Annotated in this window: 14 protein-coding genes and 1 tRNA gene; 7 read left to right on the top strand and 8 right to left on the bottom strand. The window is 48.3% G+C overall.

The features are described from left to right. Positions 1 to 65 precede the first annotated feature (65 nt). Positions 66 to 3,086 carry a histidine kinase gene (locus tag IT233_03075; GenBank protein MCC7301602.1) on the bottom strand — a complete coding sequence of 1,007 codons (3,021 nt, stop codon included), beginning with the start codon at positions 3,084 to 3,086 and terminating at the stop codon, positions 66 to 68. 111 nt (positions 3,087 to 3,197) lie between these two features. On the opposite strand from IT233_03075, the gene pbpC reads away from it, so the two are divergent. After that, complete coding sequence (gene pbpC / locus IT233_03070) at positions 3,198 to 5,549, top strand: penicillin-binding protein 1C (protein ID MCC7301601.1); 2,352 nt, start codon at positions 3,198 to 3,200, stop codon at positions 5,547 to 5,549. A gap of 56 nt (positions 5,550 to 5,605) precedes the next feature. Continuing rightward, on the top strand, positions 5,606 to 7,180 hold the full coding sequence (locus IT233_03065; protein ID MCC7301600.1) for a hypothetical protein: 1,575 nt from the start codon (positions 5,606 to 5,608) through the stop codon (positions 7,178 to 7,180). 1 nt (position 7,181) lies between these two features. On the opposite strand, the gene IT233_03060 is transcribed toward IT233_03065, so the two are convergent. After that, a complete protein-coding gene (locus IT233_03060) occupies positions 7,182 to 8,036 on the bottom strand; it encodes a hypothetical protein (GenBank protein ID MCC7301599.1) in 855 nt (284 codons plus the stop codon). Between the two features lie 85 nt (positions 8,037 to 8,121). Between IT233_03060 and IT233_03055 the strand changes: the two genes are divergently transcribed. The 5 genes from IT233_03055 to IT233_03035 all read left to right on the top strand — a co-directional run bounded on the left by IT233_03055 (position 8,122) and on the right by IT233_03035 (position 12,302). Further along, positions 8,122 to 8,197: transfer RNA gene (locus tag IT233_03055), tRNA-Phe, on the top strand. Positions 8,198 to 8,345: 148 nt separating this feature from the next. Further along, positions 8,346 to 9,041, top strand: coding sequence for a succinate dehydrogenase cytochrome b subunit (locus IT233_03050; protein MCC7301598.1), 696 nt, complete (start codon positions 8,346 to 8,348; stop codon positions 9,039 to 9,041). A gap of 34 nt (positions 9,042 to 9,075) precedes the next feature. Continuing rightward, positions 9,076 to 11,055, top strand: a complete 1,980-nt coding sequence (locus tag IT233_03045) for a fumarate reductase/succinate dehydrogenase flavoprotein subunit (GenBank protein ID MCC7301597.1) — start codon at positions 9,076 to 9,078, stop codon at positions 11,053 to 11,055. A gap of 20 nt (positions 11,056 to 11,075) precedes the next feature. Then, positions 11,076 to 11,819 (top strand): succinate dehydrogenase/fumarate reductase iron-sulfur subunit, encoded by a 744-nt coding sequence (locus IT233_03040; GenBank protein MCC7301596.1) that lies wholly within the window; start codon positions 11,076 to 11,078, stop codon positions 11,817 to 11,819. Between the two features lie 30 nt (positions 11,820 to 11,849). Further along, complete coding sequence (locus IT233_03035; protein MCC7301595.1) at positions 11,850 to 12,302, top strand: hypothetical protein; 453 nt, start codon at positions 11,850 to 11,852, stop codon at positions 12,300 to 12,302. Here IT233_03035 and IT233_03030 read toward each other — a convergent pair. The 6 genes from IT233_03030 to IT233_03005 form a co-directional block, all read right to left on the bottom strand. Next, positions 12,299 to 12,817 carry an FKBP-type peptidyl-prolyl cis-trans isomerase gene (locus tag IT233_03030; protein MCC7301594.1) on the bottom strand — a complete coding sequence of 173 codons (519 nt, stop codon included), beginning with the start codon at positions 12,815 to 12,817 and terminating at the stop codon, positions 12,299 to 12,301. The two genes, IT233_03035 and IT233_03030, sit on opposite strands and share 4 nt — an antisense overlap. A 43-nt stretch (positions 12,818 to 12,860) precedes the next feature. Beyond that, positions 12,861 to 13,781: a type IX secretion system membrane protein PorP/SprF gene (locus tag IT233_03025; GenBank protein MCC7301593.1), complete on the bottom strand. Its 921-nt coding sequence runs from the start codon at positions 13,779 to 13,781 to the stop codon at positions 12,861 to 12,863. Further along, entirely contained in the window at positions 13,778 to 21,799 is an 8,022-nt protein-coding gene (locus IT233_03020) for a gliding motility-associated C-terminal domain-containing protein (GenBank protein ID MCC7301592.1), read from the bottom strand. The genes IT233_03025 and IT233_03020 overlap by 4 nt, the downstream gene beginning before the upstream one ends. A gap of 201 nt (positions 21,800 to 22,000) precedes the next feature. Further along, positions 22,001 to 22,972 (bottom strand): polyprenyl synthetase family protein, encoded by a 972-nt coding sequence (locus IT233_03015; protein ID MCC7301591.1) that lies wholly within the window; start codon positions 22,970 to 22,972, stop codon positions 22,001 to 22,003. Beyond that, positions 22,969 to 23,826 carry a glucose-1-phosphate thymidylyltransferase RfbA gene (gene rfbA, locus IT233_03010; GenBank protein ID MCC7301590.1) on the bottom strand — a complete coding sequence of 286 codons (858 nt, stop codon included), beginning with the start codon at positions 23,824 to 23,826 and terminating at the stop codon, positions 22,969 to 22,971. Before rfbA ends, IT233_03015 begins: the two co-directional genes overlap by 4 nt. Next, a complete protein-coding gene (locus tag IT233_03005; protein ID MCC7301589.1) occupies positions 23,823 to 26,240 on the bottom strand; it encodes an MMPL family transporter in 2,418 nt (805 codons plus the stop codon). The genes rfbA and IT233_03005 overlap by 4 nt, the downstream gene beginning before the upstream one ends. Positions 26,241 to 26,250: the final 10 nt, after the last annotated feature.

Genomic DNA, 26,250 nt, shown 5'->3' with positions numbered 1-26,250 from the left:
ACGAATTTTAGTGCGAAAGAGAATTTCCATGCGTTGTTCAGCGGCAGTCCAAAATGATTAAAGCTTTATTGTTTAATACGAATGACGATGCAGGTGCCTGTAGGTTTTCCGTTTTCGGTGAGATCATTGATCTCCAGTGATTGGACGCCGGAATTTTGATTCAGTAAATCGAGGCGCTCCTGTGTTACAATAAGCGCGGTTGATTTATGATGCTCGGCCTGCTGCGAACGAATCTCTATGGCTTTTGTTCTGCCTACTCCATTGTCGCTGATGCGGCATTCAAGAATCGGACCGTCCAGCGAAAAGGTGATCGTAATTTTACCCGGCCGGTCCAGATAACGAATTCCGTGAATCACCGCATTTTCCACGAACGGCTGAAGTAACATCGGTGGAATATAAATCTCGTCCTTCGGAATGTGTTCGTCGCAACGGATCGAATATTCGAATTTGTCGTCTGAACAGAATTTTTCAATGGACAGGTAATGCTCTAAAGTCTGTATTTCAGTCAGCAACGAAATACTGCTCTGCCTGGAATTATCCAGAATCATTCGCATCAGTTTGGAGAATTTTGCCAGATAGAGTCGTGCCGTCTTTTCGTCCTTTTGCGAAATCAAAGACTGAATCGAGTTCAGAGCATTAAAGATGAAATGTGGATTCATCTGCAAACGCAACGCTTTCTGCTCCAATTCCAGCGTGTTCTTTTCCATTTCCAGCTGCTTTCTCAATAATTCCGAGCGGCGTTTTACTACAGACAGCCGCAGGTAAAATACCAGCGCAATAACGCCTGCTCCTGATCCGGTGATCAGTGCAATGAACCACCAGGTTCTCCAAAACGGGGGAAGCACTGTGAATGAAATACTTTGTAATTCCTCCGATTCAATACCTTCTTCGTTCACCGCTTTCAGGCGGAATGTGTAGTCGCCGGGAGGAAGGTTAGAATAGGTAACGTTCCGGTTATGTGTGTACGGCGACCATTTTTTTTCCATGCCTTCCAGAATCCAGGAATACATTACCGCCTCCGGTGCAGGCATATTCACGGCGAAGAATTCAAATCCTACATGATTCTCATCGGGATTTAAAATCAAATGGAGGCCTGGAGTAAACCAGCTTCCCAGGCGGCCGGCGAAACGGGTCTCCATCACGGGCTTATAAAAAATCTGAATTCCTGTGACAGCCAGAACAGGCGCAACCGTATTCTTTATGCTACTGTTTGGAAAATAACATATAAGGCCGGTTCCTGTGCCGAACCACAGATTCTGTTTCGTGTCCAGGATTGCAGCATTGAGCGAAGCTTCAACTCCGGAGGGTCCTTCGCCGAATTTTAAATGACGGATCGAAGTGATCTTTCCGGAAGGGGACATGATGAGATAATCTACCCCGCGGCCGGCGCCAACGTACATATTGCCGCTGGTGTCCGGCACCAGAAAATACACATTGGATCCTGTCAGTCCGTCATTCAGGTCAATAGTATCTATGCCGTCCGTATTCCCATCCTCCGGTACGATATTGATACCTTTCTCAGATGTTCCCAGCCAGATGTTCCCGTATTTGTCTTCTGAAATGCAATTAATTTCGTCATACGATAATCCATTGCTACGGTCGTAAATAAGCGATACCGAATCGTTACGGATATAACCGGCACCGTGCTGGTCCGTGGCAAACCAAATCCTTCCTTTGCGGTCGAGGTGCAGAGCATTGATCCGGTTAGTTGGAAGCCCCTTTCGTGTGGTAATTGTCTGAAATTCTTCCACCATCATATGGGTAGAGTCTGTGGTTAGGATAAATATCCCACCCCCGGCTGTAGCTACCCACACGCGGGAACTGTCGTCCATCAGCATGTCTTTGATGAACTTGCCATTGAGCTCCCGCACGGGAATAAATGTGCCTGAATCGTGAATGAAAATGCCATTCCCCTCCGTTCCTAACCAAATATGCTTACCGGGTCCCTCCAGAATGGAACGAACTTTCACATCTTTGAAGGAATTCTGAGAGGAAAAATTTCTGAATAGGCCGCTGTCCAGAACGCAAATGCCTTTACTTCCTGCACCGGTCCATACCCGTCCTTCGGAATCCATCAGTACGGATCCTGTGAATTTGTCAGGTAACCCGTTTCCCTGGTCGTATCGGATGAATTTCTGACCACTGTATTTATTCACCCCGCCGCCCGAGGTTCCTATCCAGTAATTTCCCCATCGGTCTTCACTGGTAACCCTCACGTGATCAACGCTCAGTCCATCCTTCTGTGTCAGATGCAAAATGCTGCTGTCAGCAGGGTTGAACCGAAATAGACCGTCTTCCTGGGTGGATATCCAAACCGTTTTTTTTGAATCAAAGAAAAGATGATGCACGATCCTGGAACGCAGCCCATGCGCGTCTTCAGGTCGATAAATGCGTTTACCATTGAAAATGTACACCCCCCCGCCGTAGGTTCCTATCCATATATTTCCCTTCGCATCTGCGCAGAGCGATTGGATCTGTGAATCCAGGAGTCCTTCTTTTTTACCGTACCTTTTTTTTACACCGGTGTTGCTGCATTCGTACAAACCGTCCGATGTTCCCACCCAGTGCGCGCCTTCTTCTGTGTGAAGGATACTGGAAACATTTTTCAAATCCTTCCCGTTTTCATCCCGGATCACGCGGAAGCTGGTCCCGTTGAACAGAACCAGGGAATTCACGGTACCGATCCAGAGTGTTCCGCCGGCATCAAATGCCAGTGACTGGATCTCTTTGATAAGATCTGCGGCGGTCGGATTTATTTTCTCGAAATAGAGTCCATTGAAACGTACCAGCCCTTCATCCGTACCTGCCCATATATTGCCTTCACTGTCCTCTGCAATGCTCCAGATATGGTTGTTGGGAAGTCCGTCGTTGCGGGTGTATGTTTTAAAACCCATTCCGTTATACACGGAAATTCCGCCTCCCCGTGTGCCCATCCATACCTGACCGCGCCGGTCATGCAGCATCGTCCAAACCTGGCTTTGCGCCAACCCATCCTCCAGGGATAAACGTGAAAAATTGTACTGCTGTGCCGTGAGTTGTAAACTACTGAACAGCAGTAGGATGTATATGAGTTGCGAGATCCGCATTTTCTGAATTCCGGCGCTTAATCAAAGATACAAAACGCTTGATAGTCCGTGTTTTCCGTTCGCTCATCAACGGGTATGAGCCTGCCGGTTCTGATTAACTTTGTAAGGTCAATGAGAAATTTTTTTCGAAATACAGGCCGGTGGATATGGAAATGGAAATATCCTATACTGGTCATTGGTTTGATTTTTTCCTTCTGGTTCTATCATTGTCTTCCGGAACGTCTGTTTACTTCCCCCACATGCACTATTTTGTTAGACAGGGAAGGGAATTTACTTTCGGCAAAAATCGCGGACGACGGACAGTGGCGTTTTCCGGAAAATCCGGAAGTGCCGGTGAAGTTCAGGGAATGTATTATCCGGTTTGAGGATCGTAATTTTTTTGATCATCCCGGCATCAGCCTGCGCTCTCTTGGACGGGCGGCCAGGCAGAATATCTCCGCAGGAAGAATTGTCAGCGGAGGAAGTACGCTTACCATGCAGCTGGCACGTATTGTGCGCGGCAACCGTTCGAGAAATCTTTGGGAAAAGGGAGTGGAAATGCTGTGGGCTTTGAGAATGGAAATGCGCTACAGTAAGGAGGAGATTCTCGCGATGTATGTTTCTCATGCTCCTTTCGGCGGGAATGTGGTAGGATTGGACGCGGCGGCCTGGCGTTATTTCGGAAGAAAGGCAGAACATCTTTCATGGGCGGAAGCCGCTACGCTGGCTGTATTGCCCAATTCACCCGGACTCATCTATCCCGGCAAGAATCAGGACAAGCTATGGAAGAAGAGAAACCGACTACTCAAAGGGCTGCTGGACGCGAAAATTATTGACAGTACAGGTTATGAGCTGGCCATTGCCGAACCTCTTCCTCAAAAACCATTTCCTCTCCCAAAATATGCACCACATTTACTTCAAAAAGCGATAGCAGACGGGCAAAAGGGTAAAGTGATCCGGACCACAGTGGATGTAGTGTTGCAGCAGCGTGTGCTGGAGCTGGTGGACAGGCATCACCGTACCCTCATGCTGAATGATATCAATAATGCTGCGGTGATCGTAATTTCGGTTGAGAAGGGCGAGGTGGTGGCGTATGTGGGAAATACAGAGGACGGAACCGGAGAACATGGAACGGATGTGGACATTATCACTTCGCCGAGGAGCACAGGCAGTATTCTCAAACCCTTTTTATACGCCGAGATGCTGCAGGACGGAAAACTGATGCCGAAAATGATTGTACCGGATGTGCCAACCAATATCGGGGGATATTCACCAAAGAATTTCAATGCCGGATACGATGGAGCGATTTCCGCTGACAAGGCATTGTCGCGTTCACTGAATATCCCCGCTGTACGCATGCTCAGTGACTACGGTCCGGAAAAGTTTCAACGGCGCCTGCAGCATCTGGGCATGACCACCTTACACCGAAGCCCGGATGAATATGGACTTTCTCTGATCCTCGGTGGAGCGGAAGCCAGCCTATGGGACCTGGTCACCATTTATGCGGGTATGGCCAGAACGCTAAAGCAATATCCAGTCTACCAACCGGGTGTTTGGGCAGAGAATGTTTATGTAACAGGACAGGTAAAAAATAAGGAGACTAAGCCTTTGCTGGATCCGGCGGTGATCTATACCACTTTCGATGCCATGGTGGAAGTGAACAGGCCGGAAGCGGATTTGAACTGGAAGGCTTTTTCTTCCAGCAGCAAAGTAGCCTGGAAAACCGGCACCAGTTTCGGGTTCCGCGACGGCTGGGCCGTGGGGATAACACCCGGTTACGTGGTGGGTGTGTGGGTCGGGAATGCCGATGGTGAAGGCAGACCCGGTATCACCGGTATCCAGGCTGCGGCGCCGCTGCTATTTGATGTTTTTTCCGGATTGCCAAGGCATGGATGGTTCCGCAAACCTGAAAGAAATATGGATAAGGTGAGGATCTGCCGCCAGAGCGGACACCGTGCATCAGAATATTGCGAAACGGTGGACTATGCCGAGGTACCACGCACTTGTCTGAGAACTACGGCTTGTCCCTATCATCAGTTAATTCACCTCGACCGTACGGGAAGGTACCGGGCCGACAGCGAATGCGAGGATGTTGATAAAATGAAGCACAAAGTATTTTTCGTTCTTCCCCCGCTGATGGAGAAGTATTATAAGTATAAACATCCTTCCTACGAAACCCTGCCGCGCTTCCTTCCCACTTGCGTGAGCCGGCAGCAGGAGAACAATATGTATGTGGTGTATCCCAAAAAAGGGAGCAGGATTAAGGTGCCGGTTACACAAGACGGCAGCCTGGGGAGAACAGTATTTGAGGTGGTACATCGCCGCAGCGATGCCGTGGTGCACTGGCACCTGGATGATCAGTTCCTTGGCAGTACCAGGGAATTTCATCAGATGGAAATAGCCCCCGGACCAGGTAGTCATATCATCACTCTGGTAGATGATTACGGGGTTACTGTATCACAGGAATTTGAAGTGGAAGAGTAGGTACCAGCCGAAATCGCATTATTTTAGCAGTTGAACGTAATGCCGGCTGTTGCTATATGCTAAGAACGCTGTTTTTTCTGTTGTTGACTAGTGCCTGTTTTCTGCCCCTGTTTTCAGGTACCGACGAACAGATCGTTCGATTTTCTGATCTGAGCTTTCGCGACGATGCCGAACGTGAACTTTTTCGTGATCATGCAGGCAGCACCGACCCAATGAAAATACTCGCCTTTCTGCTGACTCCTTATGCAGACGGGAAAAGTTATCCGCTGGGTATCGCAACAGAAAGAATTAATGAATGTGTCCGGGAAATGGAAAAGGAGCTGTCCGGGCGATCGCCGAAAAAGAAGATCAAATACGTCTATCAGCACGTACATAACACCTTTTTAAAGGTGTACAGCCTGGAAAATTCTTTTTCCGCCCTGCTTGAAAAAGGAGCATACAATTGTGTATCGGCCTCGGCATTGTATGCAATTGTTTTTTCAAAACTGGGTATCCCATATAAAATATACGAAGCCCCGGAGCATGTGTACCTCCTGGCGTATCCGGATAAAGAAAAGATCATCATCGAAACAACCAGCCCGCAGAACGGCTACGCAGGAGTAAGTGAAGAATTCATGAAGAAATATGTGAGTGCAATGGTTTTAAATAAACTTATCGTCCGCGAAGAACTGGATACGTCTACAGTGAGCAAGGTGTTCAACCGCTACTTTTTTTCTTCATCAGACATCAGCCTCATACAGCTGGCCGCCTTGCAGTATAATAACTTCGGTGTGTATGCCTCGGCGGCAGGTGCAGACACCGCTTCCGTAAAGTATTTTATGAAAGCTGCTTACCTGTACAAAAGGGAAAGGCAGAACATGGTTCTTCGAATGGTGCTTGGACTTGAACTCGACCGCTGCAATTTTACCAGAAAGGAAGATGCGAAGTACCTGGAGATAATGTGCCGGTATTTTACAGCCGGAGACCGGGCGGTGGGAGAGGAGAATATCCGGAACGCTTTTTACCGGATGACCCTGGAGCAGCTCAATAACCGTTCCGACTATGCTATGTATGAGCAATCCTATAAACTTGTTCGGTCGGCATTGAAGGATTCAGCCCTGCTGAAGGAAATTGATTTTGTATTTCATTATGAATTAGCGCGCATCGGCAGTATGACCTCGAAGGATAAATCATACATTACTGGTCATCTGAAAGCAGCCTGCGATGCAAACCCGGCCAATACCCAATTGCATGGCCTGGTCTATGAGTACTTTGATCAATTAACCGGCATTACGGAGGATTCCGGTGAACTTCTGAAACTTAGTGAAGAGTTCAGTAATTTATTTCCATTCATGAATTCCAATAACAGATTCAGCGGATTCAGGGCCGACTGCCTGCTGGATCTTGCATTCAAGAGTTTCGCTCTTAATAATATTTCTGAAGGAGAAATGCACCTGGCGAAATTCGAAGAGTTGTGCAGGAAGATTCCGGAAAGTATTTACAAGCCGTTCTTAGTGGAACGTGCTTATTCTGTAGGCGCCTCCGCATATTATAAAAAGGGAAACTATAAAAGGGCGAAGCAGTTGCTCCAGACTGGATTGATCTACGCTCCAGGAAATTTCGGACTTCAGCAGCGGCTGAGGGAGTTTTGAATTAATAATTGTTTGCCGCGGCGTTAAAACTGGTGCTGCTGAATAGGGTGTTGCCCATCCCGGACTTTCGGGTTGCTTCAATTTTAACATTTTCCATCACGTAATCCCCGGGGAAAACAGAAAATTCCAGTTCATAGAAGCCATTTCGCAAGAGAACTTTTGACCTCCACTCCTGTTTATTATTCGGGTTGTACTGTACACGGTAAACTTCATCCGACTCCTGTGGATTCTCAAGCCGTAGTAGAAAACGAAGTTTGTTCTCCATTTTAACCCTGTTTTGTTCCTGAACATAAATTTTGAAACTATTGTTGATGGGATTCCCGGCACCGTCCCATTCTTCCGTACCCGGAAGAGGTTGTCCTGCTTTATAGTACGTTACACTTTTCTTAGTGCCGTTATTGTAGAACACTTCCTGCTTCCCGTCCAGGCGCCCCCGCTGGTACCTGTAGCGTTTCAGCACCTTCCGCGATTTATAGGAATATTTAACTACTTCACCATGGAGTCGGTCATCCTCATAATGAGATTCGGAAATTACTTGTCCTGATTTATTATAATTCTTCCAGCACCTTTCTTTTTTTCCCCTGATCAGGATCTGGATGGTCTGCAAATTCCCGTTTTCGTAGTACCAGATTGTAGAATCACGCAGCGTGTCATTCACATAATACCGAATCATCTTGAGCTGCCCGCTCTTGTAATATTCCTTATGGGCCCCGTTTCTTCTCCCGTCTTCATATTGAACAATTGTTTGCACTTTCTTCGTTCCGGGATAAAGGAAAATCTTAGTGCCTTCATTTTGCTCGCCGCAGGCATCTAAAAGAAGGAAAAGTAGAAGGAAAATTGCAAGACGAATGAGCATATAATAAATGTACGAAGCCTCAGGAAAGTATTATTCCCCGTTTTGCCAATACCCAAAAAAAGGCTAGGTTTGCGACCCGAAATTCGGTGATGTAGCTCAGTTGGTAGAGCAAAGGACTGAAAATCCTTGTGTCGGGGGTTCGATTCCCTCCATCACCACCACGTCCCCCCCCATAAGCTTCTTGGAGGGGGCGTTTTATTTTGTAACAACCTGAAATACAGGTAATTGTAAGTTCACATCTTCCCGCTGCTTTCCTTTTGCATTATTAACCCCGGTACATACATTTGTACGCCAATCAATTTGCTCCTTATGAACAAGTTTCTTTCTTCATCGCTGGGCCAGAAGGTGATCATGGCCTGCACAGGTCTTTTCCTTTGCCTTTTTTTAGTCGAACATCTCTACACGAATCTTCTGCTTTTTGCCGGCGACGGGGGGGAGGCTTTCAATGAGGCATCGCATAATATGGTACACAGCCTCATCATCCGGATTGTTGAGGTAGTTCTTTTCGCCGCTATTCTTACCCATGTGTGGCAGGCCATCCAGTTGACCCGGCAGAATGCGAAAGCACGGCCTGTTGGTTACTTAGTTTCTGGAACCGCGCAAACTTCAAGTTGGTTCTCGCGGAACATGGGAATTACCGGAAGTGTGATCTTTTTTTTCATCGTGGTTCATATGTATAACTTTTTTGTTCCTTATCGCATCACAGGTGAAGTAGGCCCGGGTGCCGCAGAAACGGTAGCGCAGGAGGTGGCAGAGGCTATGAGTAACCCCTGGTACGCATTGCTGTACACGATTTCTATTCTTTTCCTCTCTTTTCACCTGAACCACGGATTCCAGAGCGCGTTTCAGTCACTGGGAGTGAACAATAAGAAGTATTCGCCGGTTCTTAAAACCGCCGGAAGCTTTTTCGCCTTTGGCCTGGTGGGTCTTGGTTTCGCTTCCTTTCCCATCTTGTTCTACCTCTCGCACCTGGCCGGGTTCGATCTGCTGAACTGGAACCTTTGATATTCTGAACAGTTAACTATTCAATCCAATTATTATGTCGGCTTTAAATTCCAAGATCCCTGAAGGTCCGCTCGAAACGAAGTGGTCAAAGTACCGCTCTACCGTTCCCCTCGTGAATCCTGCCAATAAGCGTAACCTGCAGGTTATTGTAGTGGGATCAGGACTGGCAGGTGCGTCTGCCGCCGCGTCCCTGGCGGAAATGGGTTATTCTGTAAAATGCTTTTGTTTCCAGGATTCTGCCAGACGTGCACACTCCATCGCCGCGCAGGGCGGGATTAATGCCGCGAAAAATTACCAGAACGATGGCGATTCGGTGTATCGTCTTTTCTATGATACCATCAAGGGTGGCGACTACCGTGCCCGAGAAGGCAATGTTCATCGTCTTGCGGAAGTTAGTGCCAGTATCATAGACCAGTGTGTGGCGCAAGGGGTACCTTTTGCACGGGAGTACGGCGGGTTGCTCGATAACCGCTCCTTCGGCGGCACACAGGTGCAGCGCACATTTTATGCAGCCGGGCAAACCGGGCAGCAACTCTTGCTGGGCGCGTACTCCGCTCTTCAACGTCAGGTGGGAAAGGGAACGGTAAAAATGTACACCCGTCATGAAATGCTGGATGTGGTGAATATTGACGGAAAGTGCCGGGGTATTATCGCCCGTGACCTTGTAAGCGGCAAACTCGAAAGACATTTCGGACACGCAGTGCTCCTCTGCACGGGTGGTTATGGTAATGTATTCTTTCTTTCTACCAATGCAATGGGAAGTAATGCAACAGCAGCGTGGAAAGCGCATAAAAAGGGAGCATTTTTTGGAAACCCCTGCTTTACACAGATCCATCCCACCTGCATCCCTGTCTCCGGTGATCACCAGTCGAAATTAACATTGATGTCGGAATCCCTGCGAAACGACGGAAGGATATGGGTACCCAAAAAACAGGGTGAGACCCGTCCTGCCAAGCAGATACCTGAAGAGGAGAGAGATTATTATCTGGAGCGGAGGTATCCCGCCTTCGGTAATCTGGTACCCCGTGATGTAGCTTCCCGCGCTGCCAAAGAACGCTGCGATGCAGGTTATGGTGTAGGTACCTCCAAAATGGCCGTGTACCTCGATTTCGCTTCTGCTATTGAGCGCTACGGGAAAGTAAAAGCCAATCAGTTGGGATTGCACAATGCTTCCAATGAGCAGATCATCTCTCTGGGCAAAAAGGTGGTGGAGGAGAAATACGGGAACCTCTTCGAGATGTATGAGAAGATTACAGGGGAAAATCCCTATGAAATGCCCATGCGTATCTATCCTGCCGTGCATTACACGATGGGAGGTCTGTGGGTAGATTATGAGCTGATGACAACCGTTCCCGGACTGTATGCACTTGGTGAAGCGAATTTTTCCGATCACGGCGCAAACCGCCTGGGAGCCTCGGCACTGATGCAGGGACTGGCCGACGGTTATTTCGTAATCCCTTATACCATCGGAAGCTACCTGAGCAAGGAAATTGCTACCAAAGCAATTTCAACCGATCATGAAGCCTTCGTGGAAGCAGAAAAGGCTGTGCAGGCTCAACTGGAACATTTTATCAATATCAAAGGTTCAAAATCAGTAGATCACTTCCACAAGAAGTTGGGAAAGATCATGTGGGACAAGTGCGGCATGGCACGTAACGATGCCGGACTCAAACAGGCCATCGATGAGATCCGCGCTCTGCGAGAGGAATTCTGGAGAGAGGTGCGTATACCCGGTACCGTTAATGAATTCAATCCTGAACTTGAAAAGGCCGGGCGTGTAGCCGATTTTATGGAACTCGGAGAACTTATGTGTTATGATGCTCTGAACCGTGCCGAATCCTGTGGTGGGCACTTCAGGGAAGAACATCAGACGGAAGAGGGAGAAGCCCAACGTGAGGATGACAAGTTTATGTATGTTTCCGCCTGGGAATATAAGCCGGGTAACCAGTGGGAAATGCATAAGGAAGAATTAAAGTACGAGGTGGTGAAGCCCAGCCAGCGTAGTTATAAATAAACAAAAAAGGAGATGAGCGTATGAATCTTACACTGAAAGTCTGGAGACAGAAAAACAGCAAGGAAGCCGGAAATTTTGTCACCTATAACCTTAAAGATATTTCTCCGGATATGTCCTTTCTGGAAATGTTCGATGTACTCAATGAGGACCTCATTGCCAAAGGACAGGAGCCCGTTGCATTTGACCACGACTGCCGGGAGGGAATCTGTGGTATGTGCAGTATGTATATCAACGGAAGAGCGCACGGACCGCAGAGCGGAACCACCACCTGCCAGCTTCATATGCGCCATTTCTCCGACGGCGAAACAATAGTAGTGGAACCCTGGAGAGCCAGCCCCTTTCCCGTGATAAAGGACCTGGTAGTAGACCGTACACCATTTGATAAGATCATCTCAGCGGGCGGTTTTGTTTCAATCAACACAGGAAATGCCCAGGATGCCAACACTATTCCGGTACCCAAACAGGATGCGGACAATGCATTTTCTGCTGCCGCCTGCATCGGTTGCGGCGCCTGTGTGGCTTCTTGTAAAAATGCCTCGGCCATGCTTTTTGTGTCGGCCAAAGTTTCACAGCTTGCACTGCTTCCGCAAGGTGCAGTAGAGAGAGAAGACAGGGTACTGAATATGGTGAAGGTGATGGACGAGGAGGGTTTTGGGAACTGTACGAACACCGGAAGCTGCGAAGCAGAATGTCCGAAGGGTATTTCTCTGGAAAATATTGCACGGATGAACCGTGAATATCTTCTGGCTAACGCTAAAAAGTAGAAGTTGAAGAGATTATTGTTCTTGTTCTTTATGGGTGCAGTTTTCTGCCTGCACGCCCAGCCCTACACTACGGCTGTTGGAGCCAGAATTGGTTTCGGGGTCGGGCCTTCTTGTAAGTTCTTCTTTTCCCAGAGAGACGTTTTTGAAGGTATCCTCGCCTGGCAGTGGCAGGAGAAAGGAGCAGGGCTAACGGCCTTATACGAAAGACATAACTATAATATTTTGCGTTCCAATAGCGCGGCTGTTTTTTACGGAGGCGGTGTGCACCTCGCATATTACACCAGTGGATATTATAAAACCAGGGAACAGATACTTTATGCCGAGAATGTATACAATGTCGGAATTGATATGATCCTCGGATTGGATTTTCACGAGTCAGGAACGCCGCTGAACTGGAGCCTGGATGTTAAACCTTTTTTTGATCTGGTGAATAAGGGATTCCGGTTCTGGGACGGAGCGGTAAGTGTACGCTGGGCGTTCTAATGATGGTGACCGCCGGGTCCGTGTACGTGGCCATGACTCAGCTCGTCCGGACTGGCAGCCCGGATCTCCAGAACTTCACCTATAAAATGTAATTCCAGTCCAGCCATCGGATGATTGAAATCCATCGTAACGCTTTCCAGTTTTACTTCCTTAATGATTCCCTGAAGATGATTTCCGTGGTTGTCCATCATGGGAAGCGTTTTCCCAACGGTCAGCACTGAACGGTCTACCTCACCCTTCTCATTCTTGAACGCTTCAATGGGTACGGGGATGAGATACTTTTCATCGAATTCTCCGTATGCATTAGCGGGTTCAATATGAAAATCAAAAGTATCACCAACCTTTTTCCCTTTCAGGTTGTTTTCAAATCCTTCTATGATCCCGCCATGACCGAAAAGGAAGGTGAAGGGATGTCCTTCCTCGGTACGTTCTACAATATTTTCCGGTTCTGATGTGGTCCGGCGAGAGGATAAAGTATAGGATACAGAAACTACTTTGTCTTTTTCAATGGTCATGTCAGAAATATTTCGGGCAAAGGTAGGAATATTCAGAACGGAACTACTGAATCCGGCTTTTTTGGTCGTTTTTCAACTCCCTGTGTCCGAAACGGATAGCAATAATCAGTTCATGTGTTCCGGAACTATAGTTTTTCAGGTTGGTAGTAGTAAAGTCGTAGGAGTAGCCAAGTGTCAGATTTTTCTCATAATTGAATCCCACAAAAGCGGCCCAGGCATCCATGGTACGGTAGGTTGCTCCGGCCCAAACCGATTCCTTATAAACAAGGCGAATCCCCCCGTCGAATTGCAGGGGAACCGGTTTTACATATTTCAGTAATATCGAAGGTTCCAGATCAAAATCCTCTCCCAGGTCAAAGGAATATCCCGCCGAACCGTAAAAATGTGTCTGCATCCTGCTCTCAGGATCGCTTTGGTATGAGAAGAATTTCAACTTAGCGGGATAAACCTGCGGCGCGGAACCGCCCACGTACCATTTCTCGCCGTAGAAATAAAACCCAGCGCCCAGGTTCGGAACCAGTACCGACTGATATCCGTTGCTAATAATATTATCGAAAGGATGATAAAGTGTAATCTTGGAACCGTCAACAGCCCACTGCAGCAAGCCGGCGGACGCCCCAAAGGATAATTTTGTTTTCTCTGCCAGCTGGATGTGATATGCGTACGTGAAATCAATGCCAATACGCCGTGTCGGTCCTACAATATCAGTAAACAAGTATCCGCCCAGCCCTACATTTTTATCTCGGGTAGGTCCGTTTGCGCTCAGAATATAGGTTCTCGGTGCATCTGTAATGCCGATCCACTGGTAACGATTATTGGATTTTACTTCGTAATAAGGGTTTTTTCCGGCAATGGCCGGATTCATCACATAGTCATTCAGCATGTACTGTGTGTAAAGCGGTAATTGCTGGGCTCGTATACCGGCCGCAGTAAAAATAAGTAGTATGTAAAACAGGCGGATCATCTGTAAACAGTTATAGGTCCTGTGAACACATCCGGGAACATGGGATCGTTCAGGTTAATGATGTAATAATATGTACCTACAGGAACGTTCTTTCCTTTGTAGGTTCCATCCCAGAAAACACTGGTATTGTCGTATCCGTCGCCATGGTAAAGAAGTTCTCCCCAACGGTTATAAACTTCCACCCAGTTATTCGGGAATAAATGGATATTATCAATAATCCAGGTATCGTTACTGCCATCACCATTTGGCGAAATTCCGTTGGGGAATATGATCTCTGGTAACACGGTAACAGTTATGCTGTCCAAAGCTGTACAACCGTCAGCTGAAGTCACAATTACAGTGTAGGTTGTTGTGATTGTAGGGGAGGCTATGGGATTTGCTGCAAGGCTGTCGCTTAGTCCTGTGGACGGCTGCCACAGATAGGTGGAGCCACCGGGCCCGGTGGGTGAACCGCCGATGGTGGTATTTCCGTTCACAACAATACTCTGATCGTTACCGGCATTCGCAAAAGGCAGGGGATTCACTGTCAGCATCACTGTATCTGTGTCGGAACATCCTCCATTCTGGGTAATAAGAATGTAGGTGTAGGTGCCGGCGTTCGGATTATTAACAACAATGGTGGGATTGGTACCAAGGTTTGTCATGGACGGAATCTCGTACCATTGGTAACTGGATGCATTTACACTTCCGCTGCCATTAAACATGTAGGACGAACCCGCGCAGGCGCTGGTATCTGACCCTGCATCCGCAATCACTGAAACATTGGAATTGACAATCACCGTAGTGGAGGTGCTACACCCGTTCGCATCTGTTATCACCACACTGTATGTGCCGGAGAGAATGGCGGAAAGATCTTGTGTGGTAGCTCCGTTGCTCCAGGCATATGTGAGGGCACCCGTTCCTCCGGTAACTGTGATATCAATGCCTCCGTCGTTTACGGTGTTGCAACTCGATGGAGTCACATTCACATTTGTTACAGTGATAGCTGGCGGATTATTCAGCGTCATGGTTTGCGTGGCTGTGCAACCGTTGGCATCCGTTACGGTTACAGTATAAGTACCGAAACATAAACCGGTAATTGAAGGATTAGTGGAGCCGTTGGACCATAGAAAGGTAAAGGGTAAGGTTCCGCCGAGCGGCAATGCTGTAACAGATCCGTTACAATCACCGTTGCAAAGAGGTTGCACAACCACCGGCGCACTGAAAAGAATGGCAGGTGGTCCTGTAATTGTGGCTACAACCAGGGTAGAGCAGTTATTTGCATCTATGACGGTTAGAGTATATGTCCCTGAACAAAGTCCTGTGATGCTGCTGGTTGTGCCTCCGTTACTCCAGTTGTACGAATAAGGTGGAGTACCTCCGCTTACAGTAGCAGTGGCTGATCCGATACACCCGCTGTTACAAGTGAGATTAACGGTAGTAAGTGAAACGGAAGGGCCATTCACATTTGTGACCGGAATGGTGTAGGACTCAGTGCAGCCGTTAGCATCGGTGATGGTAACTGTGTATACTCCTGCACAAAGATTTGAAATTCCCGCAGTCACCTGGTTACCGGGTAACCACAGATAGGTGTAAGGTGCAGTTCCTCCGCTTGGACTCATGGTAATGGAACCCTGGCATGCGCCACAGTCGGTATGAATAATCATGGGGTTACCTTGTATTTGCGTAGGTGCGCTAATCACCACCGTGTCGGTGGTAATACATCCGTTTGCATCGATAACCTGTACGTAATAGGTTCCAGGACACAGTCCATTGATAGACGAAGTTGTTTGTCCGCCCGGCAGCCAGTTATAGGTGTATGGAGCTGTTCCTCCTGTGGGTGCCGCGGTGGCCGAACCGGTGCAGGTATTCGAACACGGAGGATTGACAATGGTGACGTTTGGTGTTGGAGCGCCCGGATTGCTGACGGGAATGTTGAATGTTTGAGAACAACCGTTGGCATCGGTGATGGTAACCTGGTACAGACCTGCACAAATACCCGTTACACTGGCTGTGGTTTGCCCGTTATTCCAGATGTAGGTGTACGGAGCCGTGCCTCCGGTAGGGGTAAGTACGATCTGGCCATTGCACATGCCGCAGGATGGTGGGGTGAGGGCCGAGGTTACAACAATGGGAGGAGTGGCAGTGATAGTAACAGACTGGGTGGTGAAGCAACCATTGGCATCAGTGACCGTTACGGTATATGTTCCGGCACATAATCCGGTTGCCTGCGGTGTAAATTGACCGAAAGGATCTGTCCAGCTGTAAGAATAGGGCGCTGTACCACCTACCAGGTTAATCACCATGGCGGTTCCGGTACAGACATTACTGCACTGTATATTGGTGGATGTGGTGGCAAAGGCGATCACAGTGTTTCCCAGTACATTCACGGCAATGGTATCAAGGCATCCCTGAACATCGGTGATGATCACTGAATAGGTGCCAACACAAAGGCCGGTGATGGAAGATGTAGTCTGGTTTCCGGGCAGCCATAGATAAGTATACGGACCGCCGTTTCCACCTGAAGGATTAATCAGGATACTTCCATCACAAATCCCTGAACAGGAGGCATTGGTTACGTTGGCATTCGCCAGAATATTCGGAGGATCCTGGATATTTACGGAATCGATAGTAATACAGCTGTTGGCATCGGTGACCGTTACAAAATGTTGTCCGGCACATAAGCCGGTGACCGAAGCAGTAGTCGCCCCGCCCGGTGACCAAACATAAGTAAAAGGCCCGGTGCCCGTTGCTACCACACCAGCGGTACCATCGCAATCTCCGGGACAAGTTGTACCGGTAAAACTCATAACGAGTGAGGGCCCTGTAGTGTTGCTGACACCATATATAAAGGAACTGGTACATCCTCCGGCATCTGTTACAGTTACGGTATACAAACCGGCACAAAGTCCGGTGATGCTGGCGGTCGTTTGATTACCCGGGGCCCAGAGATACGTGTAGGGTGGCGACCCTCCCGCCGCAACAATGGCGATGGTTCCGTTGCAAACGCCGCAATTGGCTTGTCCGATCGCCGGTGTGGCAGTGATGGCCGGTGGATCATTTACCGGAAGTATCTGCTGACCTATACAACCGTTCGCATCTGTTACCTGTAAGGTGTAGGTGGTTTGTCCGCAAACACCCGTCACTGTTTGTGTAGTGGCGTTGACAGGCAACCATAAATAGGAATACGGAGGAGTGCCACCCACGGGGTTAGCGGTAATCACTGCATCACAGGAATTAGGGCAGGATGGTAATGTGGAAACAAAGCCGCCCGCCTGCAGAACATTGGGTGCGGTGATCGTGAAAATCGTAGATGCAGTACAACCGTTGGCGTCGGTTACGGTCAAAGTATAGGAACCGGGACAAAGTCCATTTACTGTAGAAGTAGTAAGACTTCCGGGCATCCATAAATACTGGTAAGGGCCGGTTCCTCCCGTTGGTGTGGAAATGGCGGCACCATTACATGCTGAATTACAACTTGCATTAAAGGTTTGCAGGCCGGTATTCACAGCAACAGGGGGTACAATATTTACCGGAATGGCCGCGGTACATCCGTTCGCATCCGTAACGGTAACCGTATAATTCAGTCCGCATAACGCTGTAACCGTGGCAGTGGTGAAGCCGCCCGGGCTCCACAGATAGGTATACGCAGGGTTACCACCACCTGCCGTTACTGTTGCTGTTCCGTCGCAAGAAGAGTTGCAAAGCGGGGGAGTGGAGGAGGTAAGGATTAAAGTAAGTACCGGAGGTTCCGTGATGGTCACCGTGGCGCTAGCTGTACACCCGTTTCCGTCCGTAACCGTTACGGTATAAACACCAGGGCAAAGATTTACAATATTCTGTGTGCTGAAATTGCCGGGCATCCAGAGATAAGTGAAATTACCTACGCCACCTGATGGATTGGCGATTGCCGTACCATCGCATGCGTTGTTACAGTTTACATTGGTGGAATTAACCGTTACGGTTACCGCCGGCGGAGCCGTGATGGTGTAAGTGAATGTGCTGTCGCAAAGATTCGCATCGGTAATGGTGAGCGTATAGGTGCCGGCGCATAAACCTGTGAGATCTTCCGTTGTACTATTTCCCGGCATCCACAAATAGGTATATGGCGCTGTTCCTCCTGTTGGAGTTATATTTATTGAGCCGTTGCAAGGAGTGGCACACGAAGAGTTTACAATTACTGCCGGGGCACTGAAAGGAGCAGGTTGATTAATTGTGACAGTGTTAAATGATATACATCCCGGCTGGTCGGTTACCTGTACAGTATAGGTTCCCTGACAAAGTCCTGTGGCAGTAGAAGTGGTTTGCCCACCCGGACTCCACAGGTAGGTGTATGGAGGCGTTCCTCCGTTTGCGGTAACCGTTGCCGTACCATCGCAGTCGCCGTAACAGGTGGTCGGAGTAGAAGTCATGGTTAATGAGGGTCCGCTGTTATTGTTCAGAGTAACCGTAAACGTGAACGTACAGCCATTGGCATCCGTGATGGTCACCGAATAAATACCGGCACAAACGTTGTTCGCCGTCGGACCATTGGAAACATTTGGCACCCACACATAAGTATACGGTGCAGTTCCGCCGGATGGATTAAGATTAATAACACCGTCACAGATATTGCAATTGGCCAGGGTAAATGTTGGGGCAATGGTAACGGGTGATGGTTCGGTGATGGTGATGGAACTCGTGATGGTACACCCGTTCGCATCGGTTACGGTAGCAATATAGCTGCCGGCACAAAGGCCTGTTGCTGTTTGCGTGGTCTGAACAGGAACCGTGTTCCAGGAATAGGTGTAACCGGGAGTTCCGCCGCCGGGTGTTGCTGTGGCGGTACCAATACAAATGTTGTTACACAGAAGATTTGTTCCGGATAGACTCAGTGTAAGGGCAGGTGGATCTGCAAAGGTTACTGTAGCAGTACCAAAGCATCCGTTGGCATCTGTTACCGTTACAGTAAAGGTGCCTGCACAAAGCCCGGTGGCTGATTGCGTAGTTTGAATGGGAAAGGTATTCCAGAGATAAGAGTATGGAAGCGTTCCCCCGGACGCTATGGCGGTAGCAATTCCATCGCAGTCGCCATTACAATCCAGCGTATCTGTAGACGTGGTGATAATAATCTGTACCGTCTGAAACACGTTTGCAACAGCGGTTGCCGTGCACCCGTTCGCATCCGTTATGGTCACAGTATATTGTCCGGGACATAAACCGGTGGCGGCTTGTGTGGTTTGTCCGGTGGGATTCCACAAATAGGAGAAGGGAGCAGTACCTCCGACGGCATTGGCAGTAGCGGTTCCGTTACAAATATTACAGGACGTGGTGGTGGCGGTGATTTGCGCTACCAGCGGTGCCGGTTGGGTAATGGTTACGATCTGGCTGACAGTACACCCGTTCGCGTCTGTGACCGTGAGTGTATAGCTGCCGGCACATAACCCGGTGATGGTGGCACTCGTTTGGTTGCCTGGTTGCCACTGATAAGAATAAGGTGCCGTTCCGCCGGAGGGATTTGCAGTGGCGGATCCGTTACATTGTCCATTACATAAAACATTCTGAGTAGTGACACCAGTGTTCACCGGTGGTGGATTCGTAATGGTTATGGTTGTGCTCGCGGTACATCCGTTCGCATCGGTGATCGTTACAGTATAGGTTCCCGGACATAAGCCGGTGATATTAGATGTGGTTTGTCCGCCGGGTGCCCAGAGGTACGTATAAGGTGCATTGCCTCCGCCTCCAAGAGCAGAAGCCGAACCATCGCATCCATTGTTACAGGAAGGGTTATTTGTAACAGTGAAAATATTTAGTGGAGTAGGCTGCGTAACATTAATCACCTGGCTGGATGTACATCCGTTGGCATCGGTAACAGTTACAGTATAGGTTCCTGCACATTGTCCGGTAATGCTCGAGGTGGTTTGTCCGCCCGGTTGCCAGGCGTATTGATACGGGGCGGTTCCTCCAAATGCACTTACACCCAGATTCGCAGTGCAGTCACCATTACACTGTAATGCAGAGGAAGACTGAGTGGTGGTTAGCAGCGTCGGCTGTGTAATAATCACAGATGCGGTTCGTGTACATCCCAGATTATCCGTGATTGTAACGGTATAGGTTCCTGCGCATAAACCGGTGGCAGTTTGCGTGGTTTGTACAGGCACGGTGTTCCAGGAATAGCTGTAAGGGGGACTTCCTCCTCCCACGTTGGCCGTTGCTGTGGCATTACAGTTTCCGTTGCACGCAAGGGGGTTGTTGGTGGTTGTAATGTTAATGGTAATCTGTGGTGGTTGAGTGATGGTTACTGTCTGAGTTCGTGTACATCCGTTGGCGTCTGTAACTGTTACAGTATATGTTCCGGCACATAAGGAGGAAATTCCTTGTGTGGTTTGTCCGCCCGGACTCCACAAATAGAAATATCCGGGTGTTCCGCCGCCCGGATTTGCTGTGGCTGTAGCAATGCACTGATTGAAACACGTGAGGGGATTATTGGTCGTGGTAATGTTCACCGTGAGTTGTGGCGGTTGGGTGATGGTTACCGTTTGAGAAATGGTACATCCGTTCGCATCTGTAACAATCACCGTATAGGTTCCGGCACAGAGGCCAGTAACGTTTGCTGTGGTTTGATTGCCCGGACTCCAGAGATAACTATATGTTGGCGTTCCGCCTCCTACAGTGGCTGAGGCTGTGGCATTGCACTGGTTAAAGCAAAGCAGCGGGTTATTGGTGGTGGTGAGAGACAGTGTAAGTATGGGTGGTTCCGTAATTGTAATGGTTTGTGTACTGGTACATCCGTTGGCGTCTGTCACGGTAACCGTGTAAGTTCCCGCACATAACCCGGTAATGTTAGCTGTGGTTTGTCCGCCCGGCGACCACGAATAAGAGTATGGGGCCGTTCCTCCTGAAGGAGTTGCAGTGGCAGAAGCTGTACAGTCTCCATTACAAGCAACGGGATTTCCGGCGGAATTAACAGTAACGTTAAGTGCCTGCGGTGGCTGAGTGATGGTGATTGCTTGTGTGCGGGTACATCCGTTGGCGTCAGTAATTGTTACGGTGTAGGTGCCTGCACATTGCCCGGTGATGGAATTCGTGGTTTGTCCGCCTGGAGCCCAAACATAATTGTAGGGGGGAGTGCCTCCGGTGGGCGTTACCGTGGCTACACCTGTGCAGTTGGGATTACACAGAACGTTGGTTTGTGTAGGGTTGGGAGAAATAGCAGTAGGTTGGGTAATGGTGGTAGTGGCAGAATAGGTACAACCGTTGGCATCCGTAACATTGATGGTGTAGGTGCCTGCACACAAACCCGTGGCTACGTTGGAGGTTTGGGCAGACGGTGTCCACAGGTACGAGTACGGAACGGTTCCTCCGATCACGTTGATAGTGCTCTGACCTGTGCACCAGCTATTGCACAATGGATTCACATTGTTGAAAAAACTTCCGAAGGGAAGGTAGTTGGTCATTATGATTCCAGCCTGACAAACATCGTTTGGATTGTTATTGTCTATCACCTGCACAATGTAACCCTGGCCTGTGCAAAGACCTGTTGCCGTTTGTGTGGTTTGTCCGTTCGACCACAGATAGGAATAACTTCCGGGTGGATTCACATTAACGGTGGCCACACCGTTGCACAGCCCCGGACAAAGGTTGTCTGTAATCACTACAATGGAGCAGGTGTGATTGACCGGAGCGGCAATAAATTTTGCAGTACTGTTGCTGTCTGAACCTGTTGCCACCTGCCGGTGGGTGAGGTATTTGTTCAGCGTTGAATAATCTGCGGAGGAACTGGTTTGAATCAAAACACCCGCTGCCACACGGATCTTAAAATCTGCTGCGGGATCCAAAAAGTGTATGCCCTCACAAATAATACTCCCCTCCACAACAACCCCGTCTCCTGATTTTAATCCGGATTGCGTGTTGAAATAGACAACATCTCCATCTCCGGGAATAAGGATTCCGGGCATGCCGCCCGGGCGATCCGACCAATGTGCCGGATCATTCCATCTGCCAGGCCCCCCAACCCAGTAGAAATCCGTACCTGCAGCCGACAGGGTCACTAAAAGCAAACTAAAAAAAAGTAATTGTCTACCCACGGGCTATTGCTTTGAAACAGAGGGAGCTACACATTTCCAAATATAAGTAAATCCCCTATATAAAAGACGGATGAGGGATTAAAACCGTTGCACAACGGCTTGTTAATTATTTAAGTCGGAAAAGGGCGCTTTTGTCGTGGGAATGTCCCGTTTTGTCTAATGAAAAAAACCTTTTCAACGGCTTCTCGTAAGCAGGGATTCCTGAAGAAAAAGAAGACTTTTTTTTCCTTTGGGCAAAAGTGGCAGGGCGTTAATGGTATTGATCAGGCGGGCGGTCTTTCTGCGGCACAAGGACTCTCCTGCTTCTCTGACTTTCAGGTTCCGGTAAACCTTTCTTACTTTTTCTTCGTTTCCTGTTCTGAGCATTTTCTGGAAGGACCGGCCTTGGCGTGAATTTCCGAGGCAATCGGTTACATAGGAAGCCAGCCAGGTTTTTTTTCCGGCCCGGATATCCTGTCCTGTTTTCTTTCCGGTCATTTTTTCATTTCCGAAAGTATCCAGCAGGTCATCCATGATTTGGAAAATGATTCCCAGCTCCACGCCTATTTTATAAAGTTTACGTGCGGTCAATTCAGTCGCGCCACCGGCGAGAGCGCCCATTTCCAGACTTGCGCCCAGCAATACCGCCGTCTTTTTCCGGATCATTTCTTCATATTCCTTCAAGGTAACACTGTTTCGCTGCTCAAAAGCCATATCCATTTCCTGTCCTTCGCATACCTCCAGCGCCATGCGATGGAAGATGGGATATAATTGAGAAGAAACCTTGACGGGATAATCGTCCAGGCAACGCCAGGCCAGTACAAAGAGTGCGTCGCCGCTGAGAATGGCTCTGTTCACACCAAATTTTCTGTAGACAGATGGCTTTCCCCTGCGAAGGGCGGAGGCATCCATGATATCATCGTGCAGGAGGGTGAAGTTGTGAAAAAACTCAACACAACGTGCGGCGGGCAGGGCTTTGGCTATAGAGGCACCGGTTACGGCTGCACCAAGCAGTGCCAGTACGGGTCTAACTCTTTTTCCGCCTTTTTTCAATGTATAACGAACAGGGTCGTAGAGTCCGGATGGTTCCTTGGAAAGGTGCTGAACAGATTGCCGGAGGTCCTTCTCAACGGCTATGAGGCATCGGGTGATCAGCTCCTGGCTCATTCCACTTTCAGTAAATATTCTCCGTATCCGCTCTTGCGTAAGGGTTCGGCGATCTTATGAAGCTGCTCTTTTGTAATGAACCCCATACGGTAGGCTACTTCCTCTATACATCCGATTTTCTGACCCTGCCGGTCTTCAATCACCTGAACAAATTGCGAAGCCTGCATCAGTGAGGCAAATGTTCCAGTGTCCAGCCAGGCGGTGCCCCTTTCCAGCTTCGCCACTTTCAGTTTCCCCCTTTTCAGATATTCTCGGTTCACATCGGTAATCTCAAATTCTCCGCGGGCACTGGGCTTCAGATTTTTTGCAATATCCACCACAGAGTTATCGTAGAAATACAAGCCCGGAATAGCGTAACTTGAGCGCGGGTTTTTCGGCTTTTCTTCGATGGAAACAGCTTTGCCGGACGCGTCAAATTCCACCACACCATACCGTTCGGGGTCGCTTACATGATAGGCAAGCACTACGCCGCCGTCAGGGTCGTTGAAATGTTTGAGCATTCTTCCCAGACCGGTTCCGTAAAAGATATTATCCCCCAGCACCAGTGATACTTTATCTTTTCCGATAAAGTTTTCGCCTATGACAAAGGCCTGAGCAAGTCCGTTGGGTACCTCCTGACGTGCGTAACTGAATTTGCAGCCGATCCCACTTCCGTCACCAAGCAATCGCTCAAACATCGGGAGATCGTGGGGTGTGGATATGATCAGTATCTCGCGGATCCCGGCCATCATCAGCACTGAGAGGGGATAATAGATCATAGGTTTATCATACACGGGCATAAGTTGTTTACTGATAGCCAGTGTCAGCGGATGCAAGCGGGTACCGGATCCTCCGGCCAGGACGATGCCTTTCATTCGTTTTCGTCTTTTTTGTGGTGACGCTTCTGTATTTCCAGCTTCTCATGATCAATATCCTCTTCTTCATCCATGAGATTGATGAGGGGTTCACGCTTGAGTGCCTTCAGAACGATCCGTTTCTCAAGCGACAAAAGGATAGAAGGCAACAGTACAAGGTTCGTAAAAAGAGAAACCAGCAATGTTACCGAAAGCAATATGCCAAGTGAAACGGTACCGCCAAACGAGGAGACAGAGAAAATAACAAAACCGGAAAACAAAATGACCGCTGTATAGATCATGCTGATTCCGATCTCATGGATGGTCCGCGAGATAGCTTTGTTCTTGTCTGTGTTTTTTCCTTTCAGGAGCTGATTCCGGTATTCTGTGAGAATATATATCGTTCCATCTGATGCGATACCAAAGGCGATGGAGAAAATAAGTATAGTGGAAGGCTTGAAGGGAATGCCAAGGAATCCCATGATTCCTGCTGTGATCACCAGCGGAATGAGCGCAGGAGCTTTGGAAAGAATGATAATGGCTACGCTGCGGAATAAAATCATCCCAATGATCAGAATCAGTACAATGGCAATGATCAGGCTGATCATAAGATGGTGGAACAGGTAATCGTTTCCTTTCAGAAAAGTGCTGCAGTAACCTGTAATGCCTACATCGTACTCTTCTTTCGGAAAGATGGAGTCTATTCTTGGCTGGATTTCTTTTAAAAGAGCTTTTAAGCGGACAGAGCCAATATCTGCTACCTGGTATGAAATCCGCGTGTACTGGTGCGTACTGTCTATAAATGATGCAAAACGGTCTTCCCCTCCTTTCACGCCCTTGGTATAATCAGAAAGTTTTTTCAGTTCTGTAGCGCCGGGGAGAATGAAGTATTTCGGCTTGCCGTCATTGTACGATTGATAGGCGAATTTTAATACTTCTACAATGGAAACCGGACGGGATAGCTCCTCATATTCTGCCATTTTTTTCTGGAGCGCCCGCATTTTATAAAGTGTTTTTGCGTTATCTGTAAAGATCCCGTTTCGTTTTTTTGAGTCGATGCTTACTTCAAAAGGCAATACACCTCCGAAATTACTCTCGAAGAATTTCAGATGTGTGTAAATCGGATCTCGCTTTGGCAGATCATCCACCACGTATCCGATCACCTTCACCTGAAACATTCCGTAGATGGCCACAACAGTTACTACGGTTGTGATCAGGTACAGTATCCTCCGGTGGCGATGGATGAGCTTGTCAACCCAATTGATCAGAAAATTAATACGCTTTCCTTCCAGGTGACTGGTGGCCTTTCCGGAAGGTGCGGGGAGATAACTGAACACGATTGGAATGAAAAATAAAGCGATGGTGTAAGTGGTCATCACATTCACTGCGGCCACAATCCCGAACTCCATCAGCATCGTACTATTGGTGAAATAAAAAACGAAAAATCCGATAGCTGTCGTAACATTCGCCAGCAAATTGGATAATCCTACCTTCTCAACTGTTCTGCTCAGCGCTTTTACTTTATTACCATGTTTTCGCAGTTCCTCCTGGTATTTATTAATCAGAAAAATACAGTTGGGAAGCCCGATAATCACCACCAGGGGTGGTATAAGCCCGGTGAGCAATGTGATCTTGTATCCGAAGAGTGCCAGTGTGCCGAAAGACCAAACGGCAGAGATGATCACCTGGATCACGGAGAAGAAAACCGCGTTAAAGGAACGGAAGAATACCCAGAGAATAATAGTTGTAACTAATATGGCAAGACCCAGGAACAAACCCATCTCCATGGAAACTTTTTCCATCATGTATGTACGGATGTAGGGTACACCTGAATAGTGAATCTCAACATTTAATTTATTCGCGAACTCATCACCCAGCCGCACCAGATCGTGCACAATGGATATACGGTTACGTGAGTTGAGCTCTTTTTCATTAAAAGTTACCGCCATTACGGTGGCTGAAGTTTCTTCTTTAAACGCCAGACCGTCGTAAAATGGGAGATTCAAAATGATTTCCTTCAAACTATCCAGCTCCTGCTGTGTAGAAGGTCGTTGTGTGATAATGGGCTTAAATTCGAATTTTACCAGGGAATCATTTCTGCGGATATTGTACAGGCTGGTAACGGATAATACATCCTTCACGCCCTGGATTTCACGGATCTTCCGGTCTGTATCATACCATGCATTGAAACGATCCAGTTTGAAAATATCAGGATCAGAAAAACCGAGGAGAAGCACTTTATCGTCCCCACCGAACCTTGAACGAAATTGCTCATACCGGATAAAGTCAGGATCGTCTTTGGGTAACGCACGCTGATAAGTGTAGGATAGCTCAATGCGCGTGGCCATGTATGCAAACCCGGCGGTCAGCAGCATGAGCAGTATCAGAAACTGTACACGGTAACGAAGTATGGCTCTACCAAGGGCTGACCACATAAGACAAGAG

It is taken from the genome of Bacteroidia bacterium (assembly GCA_020852255.1).
In the GTDB taxonomy this organism is placed as follows: Bacteria; Bacteroidota; Bacteroidia; order JADZBD01; family JADZBD01; genus JADZBD01.
The sequence above is the reverse complement of the archived record's forward strand: the minus strand, read 5'-3'. Positions and strand labels throughout refer to the sequence as shown.